General features: G+C 54.4%; 18 protein-coding genes. 8 read left to right on the top strand and 10 right to left on the bottom strand.

From position 1 onward, the window contains the following. The first annotated feature begins 61 nt into the window (after positions 1–61). From lpxC to mutT, 4 genes are all read left to right on the top strand, one after another. The gene (gene lpxC / locus NQ842_RS20385) at positions 62–979 is read left to right on the top strand and encodes a UDP-3-O-acyl-N-acetylglucosamine deacetylase (protein WP_013095578.1); all 918 of its coding nucleotides are present in this window, start codon (positions 62–64) and stop codon (positions 977–979) included. 281 nt (positions 980–1,260) lie between these two features. Continuing rightward, entirely contained in the window at positions 1,261–1,764 is a 504-nt protein-coding gene (gene secM, locus NQ842_RS20380; RefSeq protein WP_072094895.1) for a secA translation cis-regulator SecM, read from the top strand. Positions 1,765–1,823: 59 nt separating this feature from the next. Next, complete coding sequence (secA, locus tag NQ842_RS20375; protein ID WP_013095581.1) at positions 1,824–4,529, top strand: preprotein translocase subunit SecA; 2,706 nt, start codon at positions 1,824–1,826, stop codon at positions 4,527–4,529. Between the two features lie 56 nt (positions 4,530–4,585). Continuing rightward, on the top strand, positions 4,586–4,978 hold the full coding sequence (gene mutT, locus NQ842_RS20370) for an 8-oxo-dGTP diphosphatase MutT (RefSeq protein ID WP_014830654.1): 393 nt from the start codon (positions 4,586–4,588) through the stop codon (positions 4,976–4,978). Between the two features lie 34 nt (positions 4,979–5,012). Here mutT and yacG read toward each other — a convergent pair whose 3' ends face one another. The 3 genes from yacG to coaE are packed head-to-tail and all read right to left on the bottom strand — an operon-like array spanning position 5,013 to position 6,580. Further along, complete coding sequence (gene yacG / locus NQ842_RS20365) at positions 5,013–5,207, bottom strand: DNA gyrase inhibitor YacG (RefSeq protein ID WP_003856332.1); 195 nt, start codon at positions 5,205–5,207, stop codon at positions 5,013–5,015. 9 nt (positions 5,208–5,216) lie between these two features. Continuing rightward, the gene (zapD, locus tag NQ842_RS20360; RefSeq protein WP_014830655.1) at positions 5,217–5,960 is read right to left on the bottom strand and encodes a cell division protein ZapD; all 744 of its coding nucleotides are present in this window, start codon (positions 5,958–5,960) and stop codon (positions 5,217–5,219) included. Continuing rightward, on the bottom strand, positions 5,960–6,580 hold the full coding sequence (coaE, locus tag NQ842_RS20355) for a dephospho-CoA kinase (RefSeq protein WP_063412586.1): 621 nt from the start codon (positions 6,578–6,580) through the stop codon (positions 5,960–5,962). The genes zapD and coaE overlap by 1 nt, the downstream gene beginning before the upstream one ends. 228 nt (positions 6,581–6,808) lie before the next feature. Here coaE and NQ842_RS20350 point away from each other — a divergent pair, with 228 nt between their 5' ends. Continuing rightward, positions 6,809–7,852, top strand: a complete 1,044-nt coding sequence (locus NQ842_RS20350) for a GMP reductase (protein ID WP_046889326.1) — start codon at positions 6,809–6,811, stop codon at positions 7,850–7,852. 32 nt (positions 7,853–7,884) lie between these two features. On the opposite strand, the gene hofC is transcribed toward NQ842_RS20350, so the two are convergent. From hofC to nadC, 4 genes are all read right to left on the bottom strand, one after another. Then, positions 7,885–9,069 (bottom strand): protein transport protein HofC, encoded by a 1,185-nt coding sequence (gene hofC, locus NQ842_RS20345; RefSeq protein ID WP_257256260.1) that lies wholly within the window; start codon positions 9,067–9,069, stop codon positions 7,885–7,887. Further along, complete coding sequence (gspE, locus tag NQ842_RS20340; protein ID WP_083021517.1) at positions 9,059–10,441, bottom strand: type II secretion system protein GspE; 1,383 nt, start codon at positions 10,439–10,441, stop codon at positions 9,059–9,061. Before gspE ends, hofC begins: the two co-directional genes overlap by 11 nt. A 12-nt stretch (positions 10,442–10,453) precedes the next feature. Then, positions 10,454–10,891 (bottom strand): prepilin peptidase-dependent pilin, encoded by a 438-nt coding sequence (ppdD, locus tag NQ842_RS20335; RefSeq protein WP_046889323.1) that lies wholly within the window; start codon positions 10,889–10,891, stop codon positions 10,454–10,456. 175 nt (positions 10,892–11,066) lie between these two features. Beyond that, on the bottom strand, positions 11,067–11,960 hold the full coding sequence (gene nadC / locus NQ842_RS20330) for a carboxylating nicotinate-nucleotide diphosphorylase (RefSeq protein ID WP_257256259.1): 894 nt from the start codon (positions 11,958–11,960) through the stop codon (positions 11,067–11,069). Between the two features lie 87 nt (positions 11,961–12,047). Between nadC and ampD the strand changes: the two genes are divergently transcribed. After that, the gene (gene ampD, locus NQ842_RS20325) at positions 12,048–12,599 is read left to right on the top strand and encodes a 1,6-anhydro-N-acetylmuramyl-L-alanine amidase AmpD (RefSeq protein WP_257256258.1); all 552 of its coding nucleotides are present in this window, start codon (positions 12,048–12,050) and stop codon (positions 12,597–12,599) included. A gap of 9 nt (positions 12,600–12,608) precedes the next feature. Then, on the top strand, positions 12,609–13,463 hold the full coding sequence (ampE, locus tag NQ842_RS20320) for a beta-lactamase regulator AmpE (protein WP_257256257.1): 855 nt from the start codon (positions 12,609–12,611) through the stop codon (positions 13,461–13,463). Positions 13,464–13,481: 18 nt separating this feature from the next. Here ampE and NQ842_RS20315 read toward each other — a convergent pair whose 3' ends face one another. The 3 genes from NQ842_RS20315 to aroP all read right to left on the bottom strand — a co-directional run bounded on the left by NQ842_RS20315 (position 13,482) and on the right by aroP (position 17,374). After that, the gene (locus NQ842_RS20315; protein ID WP_014830664.1) at positions 13,482–14,432 is read right to left on the bottom strand and encodes a family 43 glycosylhydrolase; all 951 of its coding nucleotides are present in this window, start codon (positions 14,430–14,432) and stop codon (positions 13,482–13,484) included. Next, positions 14,425–15,837 carry a glycoside-pentoside-hexuronide (GPH):cation symporter gene (locus NQ842_RS20310; protein WP_257256256.1) on the bottom strand — a complete coding sequence of 471 codons (1,413 nt, stop codon included), beginning with the start codon at positions 15,835–15,837 and terminating at the stop codon, positions 14,425–14,427. Before NQ842_RS20310 ends, NQ842_RS20315 begins: the two co-directional genes overlap by 8 nt. A gap of 166 nt (positions 15,838–16,003) precedes the next feature. Further along, positions 16,004–17,374 carry an aromatic amino acid transporter AroP gene (aroP, locus tag NQ842_RS20305; RefSeq protein ID WP_257256255.1) on the bottom strand — a complete coding sequence of 457 codons (1,371 nt, stop codon included), beginning with the start codon at positions 17,372–17,374 and terminating at the stop codon, positions 16,004–16,006. A 537-nt stretch (positions 17,375–17,911) separates the two neighbouring features. Between aroP and pdhR the strand changes: the two genes are divergently transcribed. Further along, positions 17,912–18,676, top strand: coding sequence for a pyruvate dehydrogenase complex transcriptional repressor PdhR (pdhR, locus tag NQ842_RS20300; protein ID WP_013095596.1), 765 nt, complete (start codon positions 17,912–17,914; stop codon positions 18,674–18,676). Positions 18,677–18,749 lie beyond the last annotated feature (73 nt).

The following is an 18,749-nucleotide window of genomic DNA, read 5'->3' as shown; positions in this document are numbered from 1 at the left end:
ACTGGCCCACCGTTAGTGATATACACTCTCGGTTGGATAGTTAATTTGGCGAGATTATACGATGATCAAACAAAGGACACTTAAACGTATCGTTCAGGCGACGGGTGTCGGTTTACATACCGGCAAGAAAGTCACCCTGACGTTACGCCCTGCGCCGGCCAATACCGGGGTCATCTATCGTCGCACCGACTTGAATCCACCGGTAGATTTTCCGGCCGATGCCAAATCTGTGCGTGATACTATGCTCTGTACTTGTCTGGTGAACGAGCATGACGTGCGGATTTCTACCGTAGAGCACCTGAACGCCGCCCTGGCGGGTCTGGGTATCGACAACATTATTGTTGAAGTCGATGCACCAGAAATCCCGATCATGGATGGTAGTGCTGCTCCGTTCGTTTATCTGTTGCTGGATGCCGGCATCGAAGAACTGAACTGCGCGAAGAAATTTGTTCGCATCAAAGAGACCGTTCGCGTCGAAGATGGCGACAAGTGGGCTGAATTCAAACCGTACAATGGTTTCTCGTTGGACTTCACCATCGATTTTAACCATCCGGCGATTGATGCCAGCACCCAACGCTATGCGATGAACTTCTCTGCTGATGCGTTTATGCGCCAGATCAGCCGTGCTCGTACTTTCGGCTTCATGCGTGATATCGAATATCTGCAGTCCCGCGGCCTGTGCCTGGGCGGCAGCTTCGATTGTGCCATCGTTGTTGACGATTATCGCGTACTGAACGAAGACGGTCTGCGTTTCGAAGATGAATTCGTTCGCCACAAAATGCTTGATGCAATTGGCGACCTGTTCATGTGTGGTCACAACATTATCGGTGCCTTTACCGCGTTCAAATCCGGTCATGCACTGAATAACAAACTCTTGCAGGCCGTCCTGGCAAAACAGGAAGCCTGGGAGTATGTGACCTTCGAAGACGAAGCTGAACTGCCACTGGCCTTCAAAGCGCCTGGCCTGGTTCTGGCGTAACGGTTCAAGCCGTTTCGTAAAAAAATCGACTGGTTAACCTGGTACTCTCTCCGACCAGGAAGACCAGTCGTTTTTATTTTTACCCTTCTAAGATTTGCCCCCAGTTTCTCCTTTCGCTTGGCAGGCGTAGAAAATCTGTGCGTTAGCTGCATTCTTGACCGTTTTTCCCCGCTGCAGTACGTCATTCCTGCTGCTGTGTATTGGCTTTAGTGGTAATATCTGGGCGCTTAAAAGAATAACTGAAATCAGCCTGTTTAAGACGGGCTTATGTGGTGGAGCAAGTGAGCGGAATTCTGACGCGCTGGCGACAATTTGGCAGACGTTACTTCTGGCCGCATCTCTTATTAGGGATGGTCGCGGCGAGTTTCGGCTTGCCTGCGCTCAGCAACAGCGCTGAAGCTGCCACACCGGCAAAGACGTCAACCACCAAACACGATCTCACCGCGCGCGTTAATTTCACCAATCTTGCGTGGCTTGAAGCCAGCCGCCGTCCTAACTTTTCGGTAGATTACTGGCAGCAGCACGCCATCCGCACGGTTATCCGCCATCTGTCATTTGCAATGGCCCCGCAGGCCATACCGGTTGCTGAAGAGACGCTACCGGTGCAGGCGCAACACCTTGCGCTGCTGGATACGCTCAACGCGCTGTTGACTCAGGACAGCCAGCCTGCTGTTACCGTTCAGCAGACAGCACAATCCGCCGTGGTTTCACCCGCCACTTTCTCTGTCTCGACGTGGATAAGCCAGGTTCACGGTATCCGCGCCGGGCCACAACGCCTCAGTTAAATTAACCTTTTTCAATACCTTAATTTATCTGCCCAGTATGGGGCGTTTGAGAATTTATTATGCTAATCAAATTATTAACCAAAGTTTTTGGTAGTCGTAACGATCGTACCCTGCGCCGTATGCGCAAAGCTGTCGCTGTCATCAACGGTATGGAACCGGCGATGGAAAAGCTGTCTGATGACGAGCTGAAAGCGAAAACCGCAGAATTCCGCGCACGCCTGGAAAAAGGCGAAACCTTAGAAAGCCTGATTCCGGAAGCCTTCGCGGTTGTGCGTGAAGCGAGTAAACGTGTATTCGGCATGCGTCACTTTGACGTACAGCTGCTGGGCGGTATGGTGCTTAACGAACGCTGCATCGCGGAAATGCGTACCGGTGAAGGTAAAACCCTGACTGCAACGCTGCCTGCGTACCTGAACGCACTGACCGGTAAAGGCGTGCACGTCGTGACCGTCAACGACTATCTGGCACAGCGTGACGCCGAAAATAACCGTCCATTGTTCGAATTCCTGGGGATGACCGTCGGCATCAACATGTCCGGCCTTCCTGCGCCTGCCAAGCGCGAAGCGTATAACGCCGATATCACCTACGGTACCAACAACGAATATGGCTTCGACTACCTGCGTGACAATATGGCGTTCAGCCCTGAAGAACGCGTGCAGCGTAAACTGCACTATGCGCTGGTGGATGAGGTGGACTCCATCCTGATCGATGAAGCGCGTACCCCGCTGATCATCTCCGGCCCGGCCGAAGACAGCTCTGATATGTACCGTAAAGTCGACAAAATCATTCCGCACCTGCTACGTCAGGAGAAAGAAGACTCCGATACCTTCCAGGGCGAAGGTCACTTCTCCGTCGATGAAAAAGCGCGCCAGGTGAACCTGACCGAACGCGGTCTGGTTAAAATTGAAGAGCTGTTAGTGGCTGAAGGCATCATGGAAGAGGGCGAGTCTCTCTACTCCCCGAGCAACATCATGCTGATGCACCACGTGACTGCCGCACTGCGCGCTCATGCGCTGTTCACTCGTGACGTCGACTACATCGTCAAAGACGGCGAAGTCATCATCGTTGATGAGCACACCGGCCGTACCATGCAGGGTCGTCGCTGGTCTGACGGTCTGCACCAGGCCGTTGAAGCCAAAGAAGGCGTGGATATTCAAAACGAAAACCAGACGCTGGCGTCAATCACCTTCCAGAACTACTTCCGCCTGTACGAGAAGCTGGCAGGGATGACCGGTACAGCAGATACCGAAGCGTTTGAATTCAGCTCCATCTACAAACTGGATACCGTTGTTGTTCCAACCAACCGTCCAATGATCCGTAAGGACATGCCGGACCTGGTATACATGACCGAAGCGGAAAAAATTCAGGCAATCATCGAAGATATTCGCGAACGTACTGCTAAAGGCCAGCCGGTGTTGGTGGGGACCATCTCCATCGAGAAATCCGAGGTGGTGTCTAATGAGCTGACCAAAGCGGGTATCAAGCACAACGTATTGAATGCCAAATTCCACGCCAAAGAAGCAGATATCGTTGCGCAGGCGGGTTATCCGGCGGCCGTGACCATCGCCACCAACATGGCGGGTCGTGGTACCGATATTATGCTGGGCGGTAGCTGGCAGGCTGAAGTGGCTGAGCTGGAAAACCCAACGCCGGAACAGATTGCGCAGATCAAAGCCGACTGGCAGGTGCGTCATGACGCGGTTCTGGCATCTGGTGGTCTGCACATCATTGGTACTGAGCGTCACGAATCACGTCGCATCGATAACCAGCTGCGTGGTCGTGCAGGTCGTCAGGGTGATGCCGGTTCTTCCCGCTTCTATCTGTCGATGGAAGATGCCCTGATGCGTATCTTCGCCTCTGACCGTGTTTCCGGCATGATGCGTAAGCTGGGGATGAAACCTGGTGAAGCCATTGAGCACCCATGGGTGACCAAAGCGATTGCCAACGCGCAGCGTAAAGTGGAAAGCCGCAACTTCGATATTCGTAAGCAGTTGCTGGAATATGACGACGTCGCCAACGATCAGCGTCGTGCTATCTATACCCAGCGTAACGAACTGCTGGACGTATCCGACGTGAGCGAAACCATCAACAGCATTCGTGAAGATGTGTTCAAAGCGACTATCGATGCGCACATTCCGCCTCAGTCTCTGGAAGAGATGTGGGATATCGAAGGCCTTCAGGAGCGCCTGAAAAACGATTTCGACCTCGACCTGCCAATCAAAGAGTGGCTGGATAAAGAGCCTGAGCTGCACGAAGAGACCCTGCGCGAACGTATCTACGAAACCGCGCTGGAGGTATATAAGCGTAAGGAAGAGGTTGTGGGCGCAGAGATGATGCGTCACTTCGAAAAAGGAGTGATGCTGCAGACGCTGGACTCACTGTGGAAAGAGCACCTGGCGGCGATGGACTACCTGCGTCAGGGGATCCACCTGCGTGGCTATGCGCAGAAAGATCCTAAGCAGGAGTACAAGCGCGAATCCTTCTCTATGTTTGCCTCCATGCTGGAATCGCTGAAATATGAAGTTATCAGCACCCTGAGCAAAGTGCAGGTGCGTATGCCGGAAGAAGTGGAAGCGATGGAGCAGCAGCGTCGTGAGGAAGCTGAGCGTCTGGCACAGATGCAGCAGCTCAGCCATCAGACTGACGATAGCGAAGCCGCAGCGGCGATTGCCGCGCAGACCGGCGATCGCAAAGTGGGGCGTAACGATCCGTGCCCATGCGGTTCCGGTAAAAAATATAAGGCGTGCCACGGCCGTCTGAGCTAAGTTCATAAAAAACGAAAAGGCGCAGAAATCTGCGCCTTTTTTATGGAAGTGACAATATGAAAATACTGCAAATTGCCGTCGGGATTATTCGCAACCCGCAAAACCAAATCTTTATTACGCAACGCGCCGCTGACGCCCACATGGCAAACAAGTGGGAATTTCCCGGCGGGAAAATCGAGTCCGGTGAAACGCCAGAGCAGGCGCTGGTACGTGAGCTGCAGGAAGAGGTCGGCATTACTCCGATTGGCGCAACGCTGTTTGATAAGCTGGAATACCAGTTTCCGGATCGTCACATCACGCTGTGGTTCTGGCTTGTGGAAAGCTGGGAGGGGGAACCCTGGGGGAAAGAGGGGCAACCGGGTGGCTGGGTTTCGCTTCACGCGAGTGATGCCGAAAAATTTCCTCCGGCAAATGCGCCCGTCATATCCCGTCTAACGGGCAACCAGTAGGCCTGCGAAGCGAAACGCCAGCAGGCTTTGAACTTTACTGCTGGTTCTCGCTCCAGTCATCGCTATCCGAGAGATCGCCTTCACTTGGAATGCGTTTCTCCTCCGCCGCCCATTCGCCCAGGTCAATTAACTGACAGCGCTTACAGCAGAATGGGCGAAACGGACTTACCTCTCCCCAGACAACAGTTTTGCCACAGGTTGGGCAGTTTACGGTGGTGACATCAGACATAGGCACTCCTTAACAACAGGCCAGTTCAAAATCGAGGCGTTCCGGCACGGTGCCATTTTCACTATCCAGCGGCATAAAGCGAATCGCAAAACGACTCTTATGCCCGGAGATTTGCGGGTAAAGCTGTTCACCCAGAGAGAGGTTCAGACGCAGCAGATCCGCATCATCACCGTTGTCCTGATAGAAACCGTTCAGGCTGGTTTGCTTGCGGAATGGCGCCGAGTTACGGATGAGATCGAGGATCAGGGATAACGTCTGATGCATCGGCTCCAGGCTGTCCAGCCAGCTTTTCACCTGTGCATCACGCTGAACCTGCGGCATATGCAACCACATATGCAGTGTCGGCAGGTCAAAGCTGCAGCAGCCGCCCGGGATACTCAGGCGCTGGCGCACCAGCCCGATTAAGCGGTCTTCGCGTAAAAACTGCCCGACGCGGGGAGCGGCCATCAGCGTACTGCTGCTGTTTTTAAGCTGCTGACGGAGTGAATCAATGCGGCTCTGGTCAACGCCCGGGACTTCGGCCCAGGCCTGTAATTTACGCTGCTGGCGCTCCAGCTCTTTCAGGAGCTCTGTGCGGACGTCGCCCCGCTCAATCACATCCAGAAGATCGCCCACATTGCGGAAGAAGTGCAGCGCCGCCGCGTGATCGTTGATGGGCAAATGTTGTGAGAGTTGTTGAATCAGAAATTCGATACGCAGCCAGGTACGCATTTTTTCGTTGAGCGGATGCTCAAAAAGGATGTGGGTCGACATTATGGTTTTTCCTGTGCAACGGCCTGCGCGGCATACGTCAGATACTGCGCGTGCAGGCGGGCAACATCCGATGCAATGGCATCTGGTGCGCCGTTATTATCAATAACATCATCCGCAACGGCAAGGCGCTGAGCGCGCGTGGCCTGAGCGGCAAGAATTTGTTCAGCCTGTTCGCGCGAGACATGGTCGCGCGCCACGGTGCGCTGGATTTGCGTTTCGGGTGAGACATCAATGACCAGTACCCGGTCCGCTTTATTGTGCAGTTGATTCTCTACCAGCAGCGGAACCACCCACAGAACATACGGTGAGCGGGCTGCGGCAATCTGACGCTGGGTTTCCTGGTGGATAATGGGGTGGAGCAGAGCATTAAGCCAGGCCTTTTCTGAAGAATCAGAAAAAATGCATTCGCGAAGCTTACGACGGTTTAGCGTGCCATCCGCATTGATAATTGCCTGACCAAAATGTGCCTGAATGGCGTTTAGTGCGGGTGTATCTGGCTCTACCACCTGACGGGCAATAATATCGGCATCGATTATGGTGATACCCAGACGAGAAAATGCGTCCGCAACGGTACTTTTCCCGCTACCGATGCCGCCGGTTAATGCGACGATATACCCCATTAAATCAAATCCTGGGAATTATTCATTATTAAAATCAGTTGGTTAAAATTCAAACGTGCGCCAGCCACTGTTTGGCTCTCTTTACCGGCTTTTTACCAGGTAAATTTATAGGATTGTAGCGTAAAAAAAGAGAATTTCGCAGTCTTGCGGAGCAGGTATTAGTGCGTATGATAACGTCACTGGAGTTGTGCTTTTAACATATTTGCCTCTAACCCCAGGAATCCGCACATGCGTATCGAAGAAGATCTGAAGTTAGGTTTCAAAGACGTTCTTATCCGCCCTAAACGCTCTACACTGAAAAGTCGCTCAGACGTTGAACTCGAACGTCAATTCACCTTTAAACATTCCGGTCAGACCTGGTCTGGCGTGCCGATTATCGCAGCCAATATGGATACGGTGGGAACCTTCGAGATGGCAACCGCGCTGGCGAAATTCGATATCCTCACCGCTGTGCATAAGCACTACACCCCGGAAGAGTGGAATGCCTTTATCGCCTCTGCATCCGATGATGTGGTGAAGCATGTCATGGTTTCCACCGGTACCTCCGATGCCGATTTCGAGAAGACCAAACAGATTCTCAACGCTAATCCGGCGCTCAATTTTGTCTGTATTGATGTGGCAAATGGTTACTCCGAGCACTTCGTGCAGTTTGTCAGCAAGGCACGTGAGGCCTGGCCCACCAAAACCATCATTGCGGGCAACGTGGTGACGGGGGAAATGTGTGAAGAGCTGATCCTTTCCGGTGCTGATATCGTGAAAGTCGGGATTGGTCCGGGTTCCGTGTGTACCACGCGTGTGAAGACCGGCGTGGGTTATCCTCAACTTTCCGCGGTCATTGAGTGTGCAGATGCTGCGCATGGTCTGGGCGGCCAGATCATCAGCGACGGCGGTTGCACCATGCCGGGTGATGTCGCGAAAGCCTTTGGCGGCGGCGCGGACTTCGTGATGCTCGGCGGTATGCTGGCGGGCCATGAAGAGAGCGGCGGTACCGTGGTTGAAGAGAACGGCGAGAAGTTCATGCTGTTCTACGGCATGAGCTCTGAATCGGCAATGACCCGTCACGTGGGCGGCGTGGCAAAATACCGTGCCGCCGAAGGCAAAACCGTGAAGCTGCCCCTGCGTGGCCCGGTTGAAAACACGGCTCGTGACATCCTGGGTGGCCTGCGTTCCGCATGCACCTACGTTGGGGCATCCCGTCTGAAAGAGCTGACAAAACGAACGACGTTTATCCGCGTTCAGGAACAGGAAAACCGCGTATTCAATAGCCTGTAATGTTTCCGCTGGCGTATGTCCGTACGCCAGCGTTATCCCGCGCTCATTGCATCCCCAAGATGGAAAATGGGCAGATACATCGCCACCACCAGCGTACCGATAATCACCCCCGTTACAATCAGTAGCGCCGGCTCCAGAAGGGCAGCCAGATTATCTGCCAGCTGAAAAGTTTGCTCCGTATGATGGCGGGCAAGGTTTTCCAGCATAATGTCGAGTGCCCCTGAGACCTCTCCGGTTCGGATGAGTTGAATGCACAGCGGGGTAAAGACCGCCGCTTTCTGAAATGACGACCAGACGGTAATGCCTTTTTCAATGTCCTCACGAACGCTGCGCAGTATGTCTTGCCAGTAGCGGCTATCAACGGTCTCTTCCGCGCTCTGTAATCCCTGTAAAAAGGGGATGCCTGCCTGCTGCGTGAGTGACAGTACGGTAAAGATCTGCCCCAGTTTTTGCCCTCTCGCCAGCCTTCCCGTCACGGGAATATGCATCAGGATGCGCTGCCAGCGCGGATCCTGTCGTAGCGCCCAGGCGATGGCCACGGGAATAAGCAGCAGCATGAACAGGGCGATGGCGTATGTCTGGATAAACGCCGAGAGGCCCATGACCATCTGTGTCAGCAGCGGCAGGGGAGTATTAAACGTTTTGTAGATGGCCGCGAACTCCGGCAAGACCAGGGTGACCATGGCCAGAACGACAAGAACGGCCAGCGCCAGGATGATCGTCGGATAGCGCAACGCCTTCTTCACTTTCGCTGTGAGTTGCTGCTGGGATTGTTGCTGCTGAGCGAGCTGGCGGCAGCACGTTTCCAGTTTCCCCGTTAGCTCCCCTGTTTTTACCATCGAGACATACAGCGGGCTAAATACCGCAGGCCATCGCTTCAGCGCCTCTGAAAAGGCACATCCCTCGCTCAGATCATCATTCATGTTTTCCAGCAGCGCCTGCCAGTGTTTGACAGGATGTTGATCGGCCAGCATTTGCAGACTTTGCGATAACGTCAGGCCAGCCTGCAACAGTGTGGCAAGCTGGCGAAACAGCTCATAGCAATGATGGGGTCGCCAGCGGTGCGTCAGCGAGCATCGGGTGAGCGAAAGTGGGTGTAACTCTTTACGCATCAGCCTGACGAAGGCCGTTTCGCGATCTAGCGCCCACAGTACCCCACACAGAGATTCGCCTTCACTGGACAGCGCCCGCCAGCGCCAGAGATGATTAACACTCATTAGGCATTCCCAGCACGCGCAGCAACTCTTCCAGCGTGGTCAGCCCTTGCTCAACGGCCAGACAACCCTGCTCAAATAACGATGTCATTCCCGCCTGACGGGCGCTGGCTTTGATGACCTCTATCGAGGCACCACTGGCGATGGCCTGCCGGAGCGTGGTGTCAATGGCGAGGACTTCAAAAATGGCGACGCGACCATAAAAGCCGTGATAGCAGCGATCGCAGCCGCCAGGTTGCCAGCGAGGAAGCGGTCGGGGCCATACGGTGCGCGGTAATTCTGCGCAGCTGTTGGCTTCCTGCCGACAGTGAGGGCACAGACGACGCACCAGCCGCTGGGCAATCACCAGCGAAAGTGCAGAGGAGATCATCCAGCGTGCGACCCCCATCTGCTGCAGGCGAATTAAGGTTTCCGTCGTGGAGTTGGTGTGCAGCGTCGACAGCACCAGATGCCCGGTCTGCGCGGCGTTAATGGCAATTTCTGCCGTTTCACCATCGCGGATCTCGCCTACCATAATGATGTCCGGATCCTGGCGCAGAAGCGCCCGCAGGACGCTCTGAAAGGTTAACCCCGCACGGGGATTGATCTGCGTTTGGTTCAGCCCCGCCAGCGGGATCTCAATAGGATCTTCCACGCTGCAGATGTTGACGTCAGGGGTATTACGCGCCTGCAAGGCGCTATAGAGCGTCACCGTTTTTCCGCTACCGGTGGGGCCCGTGACTAAAATCAGCCCCTGCGGTTGACGGAGGATCTCATTAAAGCGGGCCAGTTGTTCTGGGCTCATTCCCAGTTTTTCGGGTTCCAGCGCCTGATGCACCTGATGCAGCAGGCGCAGCACAATTTTCTCTCCGCCGCTGCAGGGAAGCGTGGCGATGCGAAAAGAGACCGGCTCGCTTGCCAGTTCAATTGTAAATTGACCATCCTGCGGTAAACGGCGCTCCGCAATATCCAGTTGGCCCAGCACTTTTAAGCGCGCGGTGAGGGTATTTGCCACCGCTGCAGAAAGCGGGGGCAGCGGGCAAAGCACACCGTCAACACGCAAGCGGACCTGACAGATATCCCCCATCGGTTCGATATGAATGTCAGATGCGCGCTGGTTGATCGCCTGCTGCAGGGTGTGGTTGAGAATATCCACCGTGTTGTGCGGCGTTAAAACAACCGGGAGGTGTGATTGCGCGGTTAACTGCCGGTGTTTTTCCATGCGCTCCGCTGTCCAGCATTCAATATCAATACGTTTTTGGGTGGCGAAACGCAGCGCTTCCATCAGTTCAGCGCCGGGATTTCCCACGACGGCGATGCTGATCATGTCGGTGTCGCTGGCGAGTAGCAGGGCATGGTGGCGCTGGCACAGGGCGATGAGTTGATCTGAATTCATTATTCACTCCTGTCAGTGACTGTCGAAGCGGAAAACGTCTTCACAGGCTTGTTTGAGCGCGCCGTCGTTACTGATATTGCAGCTACGGTTCCAGCCCGTCATACCGTTGCCACTGCTCCATTGCGGCGTCACTACCACCTCTAGTCCGTTAAGGCTCTCCTGGCCCGTTAACGACACGACGCCCTGCGTCACGCTCATTCCAGAGACATACCGTGTTGTCGTGGGGGAAGGGATACCGTTACTGCCGCCGTCACAGCTCGTTACGCCGCCATGTTCCAGCGCACAAAGCTCAATGGCCGTACGATAGGGCACGAACGTTTGCAGCATGTCGGTCAGGGCCGCTTTTCGCAGGTAGTTCTGGTAGGCGGGAATGCCGATGGCGCTCAAAATGGCAATAATGCCGATCACGACCATCAGCTCAATGAGCGTAAAGCCTTGTTGTCTGTCCATATCTGCTCCTCAGAGTTAAGTGGCACAACTCTGACAGAGGCAAAAAAAGTAGACGAGGGACAAAAAAAGGAACGTGAAGCGGCTTTCAGGGATTTCTCGCAGGCTTGCAAAGAAGAGCAGTGAATTTGCGAGTGAGGCTGAAATTTCCCCTCTCCGGGTGAGAGGGGAATAGACGTTATTTGAAGCGCATGGAGAGGTCGAGGGCGCGAATGTGCTTGGTCAGCGCGCCAACGGAGATGTAATCCACGCCAGTCTCGGCGAATTCGCGGATGGTCTCGAACGTCACGTTGCCGGACACCTCCAGCTGTGCCTGCCCGTTGGTGAGCTTCACCGCCTCACGCATCTGCGCTGTTTCAAAGTTATCGAGCATGATGATATCGGCGCCGGCCTTAATGGCCTGCTCCAGCTCTTCGAGGTTTTCGACTTCCACTTCAACCGGCACATCCGGATGCAGCCAGAAGGCTTTCTCCACCGCCTGACGCACGGAGCCAGAGGCAATAATGTGGTTCTCTTTAATCAGGAAGGCGTCGGACAACCCCAGACGGTGGTTGGCTCCCCCGCCACAAAGCACCGCGTACTTTAATGCCGTGCGCAGACCCGGCAGCGTTTTACGGGTGTCCAGCAGCTGCGTGCGGGTGCCGGCCAGCAGGTTAACGTAACGACGCACTTCGCTTGCCACACCAGACAAGGTCTGCACGAAGTTAAGGGCGGTACGTTCGCCAGTCAGCAACACGCGTGACGGGCCTTCAAGCTCAAACAGCGGCTGGTTTGCGATAATCGCGTCACCGTCTTCAACATGCCAGGTGATTTGCACTTCATCGCCAGCCAGTTGAGTAAAGACCTCTTCAACCCAGCGCTTGCCGCAAAACACGCCATCTTCACGGGTGATGATCACGGCGTGTGAGCGCGTCTCTTTCGGCAATAATTGTGCGGTAATATCGTTGTCCGCGCTGACGTCACCGCCCAGATCTTCTTTCAAAGCATGGGCAACGCTTGCCGGAATATCCATATTAATACGTTCCAGAAGCGCTTCACGTCGGTGGTCGGGGTTGTAGCGGCGAGGCGGCATGATAAAACTCCAAATTGGTAACGAATCATAATATTGAAACATGCTACTCTGAACCGAGTAACAGCACCATACATAAGGAGTTCCAGCATGTTGTTAGAAGACGGATGGCTGGTGGATGCGCGGCGTGTACCCTCGCCGCACCACGATGGCCGCCCGGAGGATGAAAAGCCCACACTGCTGGTGGTTCATAACATTAGTCTCCCGCCGGGTGAGTTTGGCGGTCCGTGGATCGATGCGTTATTCACGGGAACGATAGATCCCGATGCCCATCCTTTCTTTGCTGAGATTGCGCATCTGCGCGTATCGGCGCACTGCCTGATCCGTCGCGATGGCGAAGTGGTTCAGTATGTTCCTTTTGATAAGCGCGCCTGGCATGCGGGTGTCTCGATGTATCAGGGGCGCGAGCGTTGCAATGATTTTTCCATTGGGATTGAACTGGAAGGCACTGACACCACCCCTTATACCGATGCACAGTACCAACGGTTGGTGGATGTCACCCAAACGCTGATCGGGCTTTACCCTGAGATTGCAGAGAACATGACAGGACACTGTGATATCGCCCCGGCGAGAAAAACCGATCCTGGCCCTGCATTTGACTGGTCCCGGTTTCGCGCCATGCTTACCGCGTCGTCAGAATAAGGAGATAACATGACGTTGTTTACCATGCTGCTGGTCATCATCGCAGAACGCTTGTTCAAACTCGGTGAGCACTGGCATCTGGATCACCGGCTGGAGGTGCTTTTCCGCCGGATTAACCATTTTTCCATGCTGCGTACGCTGCTGATGACCGCGGGCGTGATGGTGATTACGTTCTTGCTGCTGCGCTCACTATACGGCCTCTTTTTCAACGTGCCGCTACTGGTGGTGTGGATCCTGCTCGGCGTGTTGTGCATTGGCGCAGGCAAAGTGCGTATGCACTATCACGCTTATCTGAAAGCCGCTTCCCGTGATGATGCGCATGCACGTAGCGCCATGGCCAGTGAGCTGACGATGATTCACGGCGTGCCGCCGGATTGTGATGAACGCGAGTTCCTGCGTGAACTGCAAAACGCGCTGCTGTGGATTAACTTCCGCTACTATCTGGCGCCGCTGTTCTGGTTTGTGGTGGGGGGCCCGTGGGGGCCGGTACTGCTGATGGGATATGCATTCCTGCGTGCCTGGCAGACCTGGCTTGCCCGCTATCTCACCCCGCATGAACGTTTGCTCTCCGGCATTGATGCGATCCTGCACGTGCTCGACTGGCTTCCGGTTCGTCTGGTGGGCGTGGTCTACGCGCTTATTGGGCACGGCGAGAAAGCGCTCCCGGCGTGGTTCGCGTCGCTTGGCGACCATCATACCTCGCAGTACCAGGTGCTCACACGCCTGGCGCAGTTCTCTCTGGCGCGTGAGCCGCATACCGACAAGATAGAAACGCCGAAAGCGGCGGTCTCGATGGCGAAGAAAACGTCGTTTGTGGTGGTCGTTGTTGTGGCGTTGCTGACCATTTACGGCACGCTGGTCTGAACCCGCGCGCCGTAGCGGTTACGGTGTATCAGCAGGCGGGATGCCAAAATCAGGCATCCCGTTTTCGTGCCAGCGGACGAGCTTCAGGCGGGTATGACGATTGGGGTCATAAAGCGGATCGCCTTCAATTTCGGTGTAATTTCGCGCGTGATACACCAGCACATCTTCTCCTTCCGGCGTTTGGGTAAAGCTGTTATGGCCTGGCCCATACTGGCGGTTTTCGTAGCTGGTGACGAAGACCGGGCGTGAGGCTTTGTGCCAGTTCGCTGGGTTTTGCGGATCGGCATTGATCTCTGTCCAGAGCAGCCCCATGCAGTAGTTCTCGTCGGTCGCGCTGGCGGAATAGCTGATAAACAGCCTGTCGCCGTGGAACAACACCGCCGGACCTTCGTTGACCCAAAAGCCCCGGCACTCCCAGTCATATTCCGGTTTACTGAGCATCACCGGCTCGCCTTTCAGCGTCCACGGGTTCTCCATTTCACATAAATAAAGGTTGGAGTTTCCGGAGATATCCGGGGCTTTTTGCGCCCACAGATACCAGCGTTTCCCCTGATGCACGAACGTGGTGGCATCCAGCGCAAAGGTGTCGAACGGCGTTTTTACCTGGCCTTTTTCAGTCCACGTGCCGGTTAGCGGGTCGCGGTCGGCACACTCCAGCACAAACATGCGGTGCTGGAACATGCCCAGACCGTCCAGCGCCTGGGTGTGCGCGGCGGCAAAATAGATGTACCACTTGCCGTCGATATGATGCAGTTCCGGCGCCCAGATAAGCTGGCTCATTGGGCCGGTCTGCGGTTTGCGCCATACGACCACCTCGTCGGCACTGCGCAGCCCTTCCAGCGACGCTGCCCGGCGGATCGCCAGCCTGTCGTATTGCGGCACGGAGGCGATAAAATAGTATTGCCCTTCATGACGCAGAATGTACGGGTCGGCGCGTTGTTCAATAAACGGGTTAGGCCAGTTATGCATGCGGCGTTCCTTCTTTTGTTTCGACTCTCGTTTCCTGCCAGGCGTTCAGTTCGCGGTAATTGGCGCGGCGTTTCTCCAGGTCGAGCTGGATCTGTTTCATGGTTTCCCGATCCACTTTCAGCAGTCGCACTACGCCGGCAGTGATCAAATACCCCACGCCCGGGATCACCGTAAACAGCAGGACGATCCCGTTAATAGCATCCGCGCTTTGTGCTTTCGCGCCGGCGTCGTAGCCATACCAGGAGAGCAGGAAGCCCACCATCGCGCCAGCAATCGCCAGCCCCAGCTTGAGGAAGAAGATATTGCCCGAGAAGCTGATCCCGGTGATGCGTTTACCGGTTTTCCACTCGCCATAGTCGTCCACATCGGCCATTAGCGACCAGTGTAGCGGAGATGGGATCTGGTGAAGAATGTTAAGCAGGAAGTAGAGCACCACGATGGTGACGGTGGCTTTCGGGTCGAAGAAATAGAACGCGCAGGAGAAAATCGCCAGCACGATGTTGGTCCAGAAGAACACTTTCAGCTTACACCAGCGGTCGGTCAGCACTTTCGCCAGCATACTGCCGAACATCATGCCCACCACACCCAGGCTGATAAACAGGGTGGCAAAGTGGGTGCTCTGGCTCATCACCCAGGTGACGTAATACATGGTGGCCGCCATGCGGATAAAGCCCGGGCAGACGTTGCAGAGGGTCAGCAGCAAAATGCGTACCCACTGGTCGTTTTTCCACACGTCCTTCAGATCGTTTTTCAGCTCATCATGGGTCTGTACCGCCGGACGCACACGCTCACGCACGGTGGAGAAGCAGAACAGGAACATACAGGTGCCAATCAGCGCCAGCACGGTCATCGCCATCTGATAACCTTTGGCTTTGTTATCGCCACCAAACCAGTCGGCCATCGGCAGGAGCGTGAGCGACAGCAAAAGCGTGGCAATACCGACCATGACAAAGCGATAGGACTGGCAGGCCACGCGCTCTTTTGGATCGTTGGTAATCACGCCGCCCAGCGAGCAGTAAGGAATGTTGATGGCCGTATAAGTTAACGAGAGCAGGAAGTAGGTCACAAAGGCATAGATAACTTTGCTGTTATAGCTCCACTCAGGGGTGGTGAACATCAGGATACTGAACAGCGCATAAGGGAACGCAATCCACAATAGCCATGGACGAAACCGCCCATACTTACTGCGGGTACGGTCCGCGATGGCCCCCATGATCGGGTCCGTAACGGCATCAATGACGCGCACAGACAGCAGCAAGACGCCGACCAGCGCAGGTGCCAGACCAAAAATGTCGGTATAAAAATAATTAACAAACAACATGATGGCGCCGAAGATGATATTGCATCCTGCATCGCCCATCCCATAGCCGATCTTCTCTTTTACTGACAGTTTATTGTTATCCATTGACTGCTCTCCGGGTGACGGTATGGAGAGAATTATTTGCTGGCTAATCGATATATGCGTTGCAGTATCAGGGCGGTGATATGGATAAAGCGGCTGACGAGGTGAATTTGTGAGGAAGGTAACAAACGCTCAGCACCCGCGAAGCGAGTGCTGAGCTGAAGGGCTATTAATGTGCTTTTACGGCTTTGCCGTTTTTCTGTTTAACCAGATAACCCACGCCGAGGATCGCAATCCAGACCGGGATCAGGTAAACGGAAATCGCCATGCCTGGGGTGATCAGCATAATCACCAGCACACCCGCCATAAACAGCAGGCAAACCCAGTTGCCCAGCGGATAGAGCAGGGCAGGGAAGCGGGTGGTTACGCCCTGCTGCTGTTTCGCGCGGCGGAACTTGATGTGCGCCAGGCTGATCATTGCCCAGTTAATCACCAGGGCCGAGACCACCAGGGCCATCAGCAGACCAAACGCCGATTCAGGTGCCATGTAGTTAATCAGCACGCAAAGCGCCGTCACGATAGCCGAAACAATGATGGTATTGACCGGCACGCCGCGCTTATCGACGTTGAGCAGCGCTTTTGGTGCGTTACCCTGCTGCGCCAGGCCGAACAGCATACGGCTGTTGCAGTATACGCAGCTGTTATATACTGAAAGCGCTGCCGTCAGCACGACGATATTAAGCGCATTCGCCACAAAGGTATCGCCCAGTTCGTGGAAGATCAGAACGAACGGGCTGGTGTCGGCCGTGACGCGCGTCCACGGCAGAAGCGAAAGCAGAACGGCCAGCGAACCCACATAGAAAATCAGGATACGGTAGATAACCTGGTTAGTGGCTTTTGGGATGCTCTGCTCCGGATTGTCGGCTTCAGCGGCGGTGATCCCCACCAGCTCCAGCCCCCCGAAAGAGAACATGATAATCGCCATCATCATCACCAGGCCGGTCATCCCGTGAGGCAGGAATCCCCCTTGCTCCCAGAGGTTACGCACTGTGGCCTGTGGACCGCCGTTGCCGCTGAACAGCAGCCAGCCGCCAAAGATGATCATCGCCACCACGGCAATCACTTTGATAATGGCAAACCAGAACTCCATCTCACCGAACACTTTGACGTTGGTCAGGTTGATGGTGTTGATAATAACGAAGAACGCTGCCGCAGAAGCCCAGGTTGGGATCTCGGGATACCAGAACTGAATGTATTTCCCCACGGCAGTCAGTTCTGCCATGGCCACCAGAACGTAAAGTACCCAGTAGTTCCAGCCTGAGGCGAAACCGGCAAAACTGCCCCAGTATTTGTAGGCAAAGTGGCTGAAAGAGCCTGCAACCGGCTCTTCAACGACCATCTCACCGAGCTGGCGCATGATCAGAAACGCGATGAAACCTGCGATAGCGTAACCCAGAATAATGCCCGGGCCGGCCGACTGAATGACGGATGCGCTTCCCAGAAACAGGCCAGTGCCGATAGCACCACCCAGTGCGATGAGCTGAATATGGCGGTTTTTAAGGCCGCGCTTTAGCTGATCGCCGTGCTGTTGAGCTTCCATTTGAAACCTCGTGTGTGGTTGTTATGTTCACGCTGTGCGTGTGTAATTATGAATATCCGTTTTCTGTATTTATTTCTTTACGGTTAATGAGACCGAAAAAAGCGGAGATGTCTTCCGTAAGCGCAAGAATAGTGGTAAGCGCCTGTGAATGCACCTGCTTTATGAAGGGCTGATGACGAGTTGAATAAAAAGAAAGCATTTGTAAATCGCACCGTTAATTCTCACTACCCCAACCTATAGAATAGAAATGCCTCAAAAGTGGGCGAATTTTCATTATTTGCCTTGTTGAATCGCTTCAGATTGCAAAAACCCTCGTTTCATTAAGGTTAAAACTCCCTCTTTAGTAGTAATCAACTCTTTTGTGCAAAGTTACATTTCTGAAACGTTATTTCTGTAAGGTTGTTAAAATGTGCAGGGTTTACTGATTTCAATCAAAACCAATATGGACAGAAGGTGAATACTTTGTTACTTTAGCGATACGAACTTGAAATTGGTAAGACCAATTGACTCCGGGCAAAAAGGCGTAAGACAGGGAATATGGCCTACAGCAAAATTCGCCAACCAAAACTATCTGATGTGATTGAGCAGCAGCTGGAGTTTTTAATCCTCGAAGGGACACTGCGCCCGGGTGAGAAACTTCCGCCAGAACGCGAGCTGGCTAAACAGTTCGACGTATCCCGTCCCTCTCTGCGTGAGGCAATTCAACGCCTCGAAGCAAAGGGCTTGCTGCTTCGTCGCCAGGGCGGCGGAACCTTTGTACAAAACAGCCTGTGGCAGAGCTTCAGCGATCCGCTGGTAGAACTTCTCTCTGACCACCCAGAATCCCAGTTTGATCTGCTTGAGACCCGTCACGCGCTTGAAGGTATCGCGGCCTATTACGCCGCCCTTCGCAGCACTGATGAAGATCGCGTGCGTATCCGCGAACTGCATCAGGCCATTGAACGGGCACAGCAGTCCGGCGACTTAGACGCCGAGTCCAATGCCGTCGTCCAGTATCAGATTGCCGTCACCGAAGCGGCACACAACGTGGTGCTCCTCCATCTGCTACGCTGCATGGAGCCGATGCTGGCCCAGAACGTTCGTCAGAATTTTGAATTGTTGTATGCCCGTCGGGACATGCTCCCACTGGTAAGCAACCATCGCACCCGAGTATTCGAGGCGATAATGGCCGGGGAACCGGAGCAGGCGCGCGAAGCGTCGCACCGACATCTGGCTTTCATTGAGGAAATCTTGCTGGACCGCAGCCGAGAACAATCGCGTCGCGAACGTTCATTACGCCGCATACAGCAACGAAAGGATTAAGCGCCAGGTACTTTTAGAGCGCGGCAACTAAACGCAGAACCTGTCTTATTGTGTTTTCTGACGAAAATACAAT

Source organism: Enterobacter cloacae complex sp. R_G8, from assembly GCF_024599795.1.
GTDB classification, from domain to species: Bacteria; Pseudomonadota; Gammaproteobacteria; order Enterobacterales; family Enterobacteriaceae; genus Enterobacter; species Enterobacter dissolvens.
Note: the sequence above shows the minus strand (reverse complement) of the source record. Positions and strands in the feature narration are given on the sequence as shown.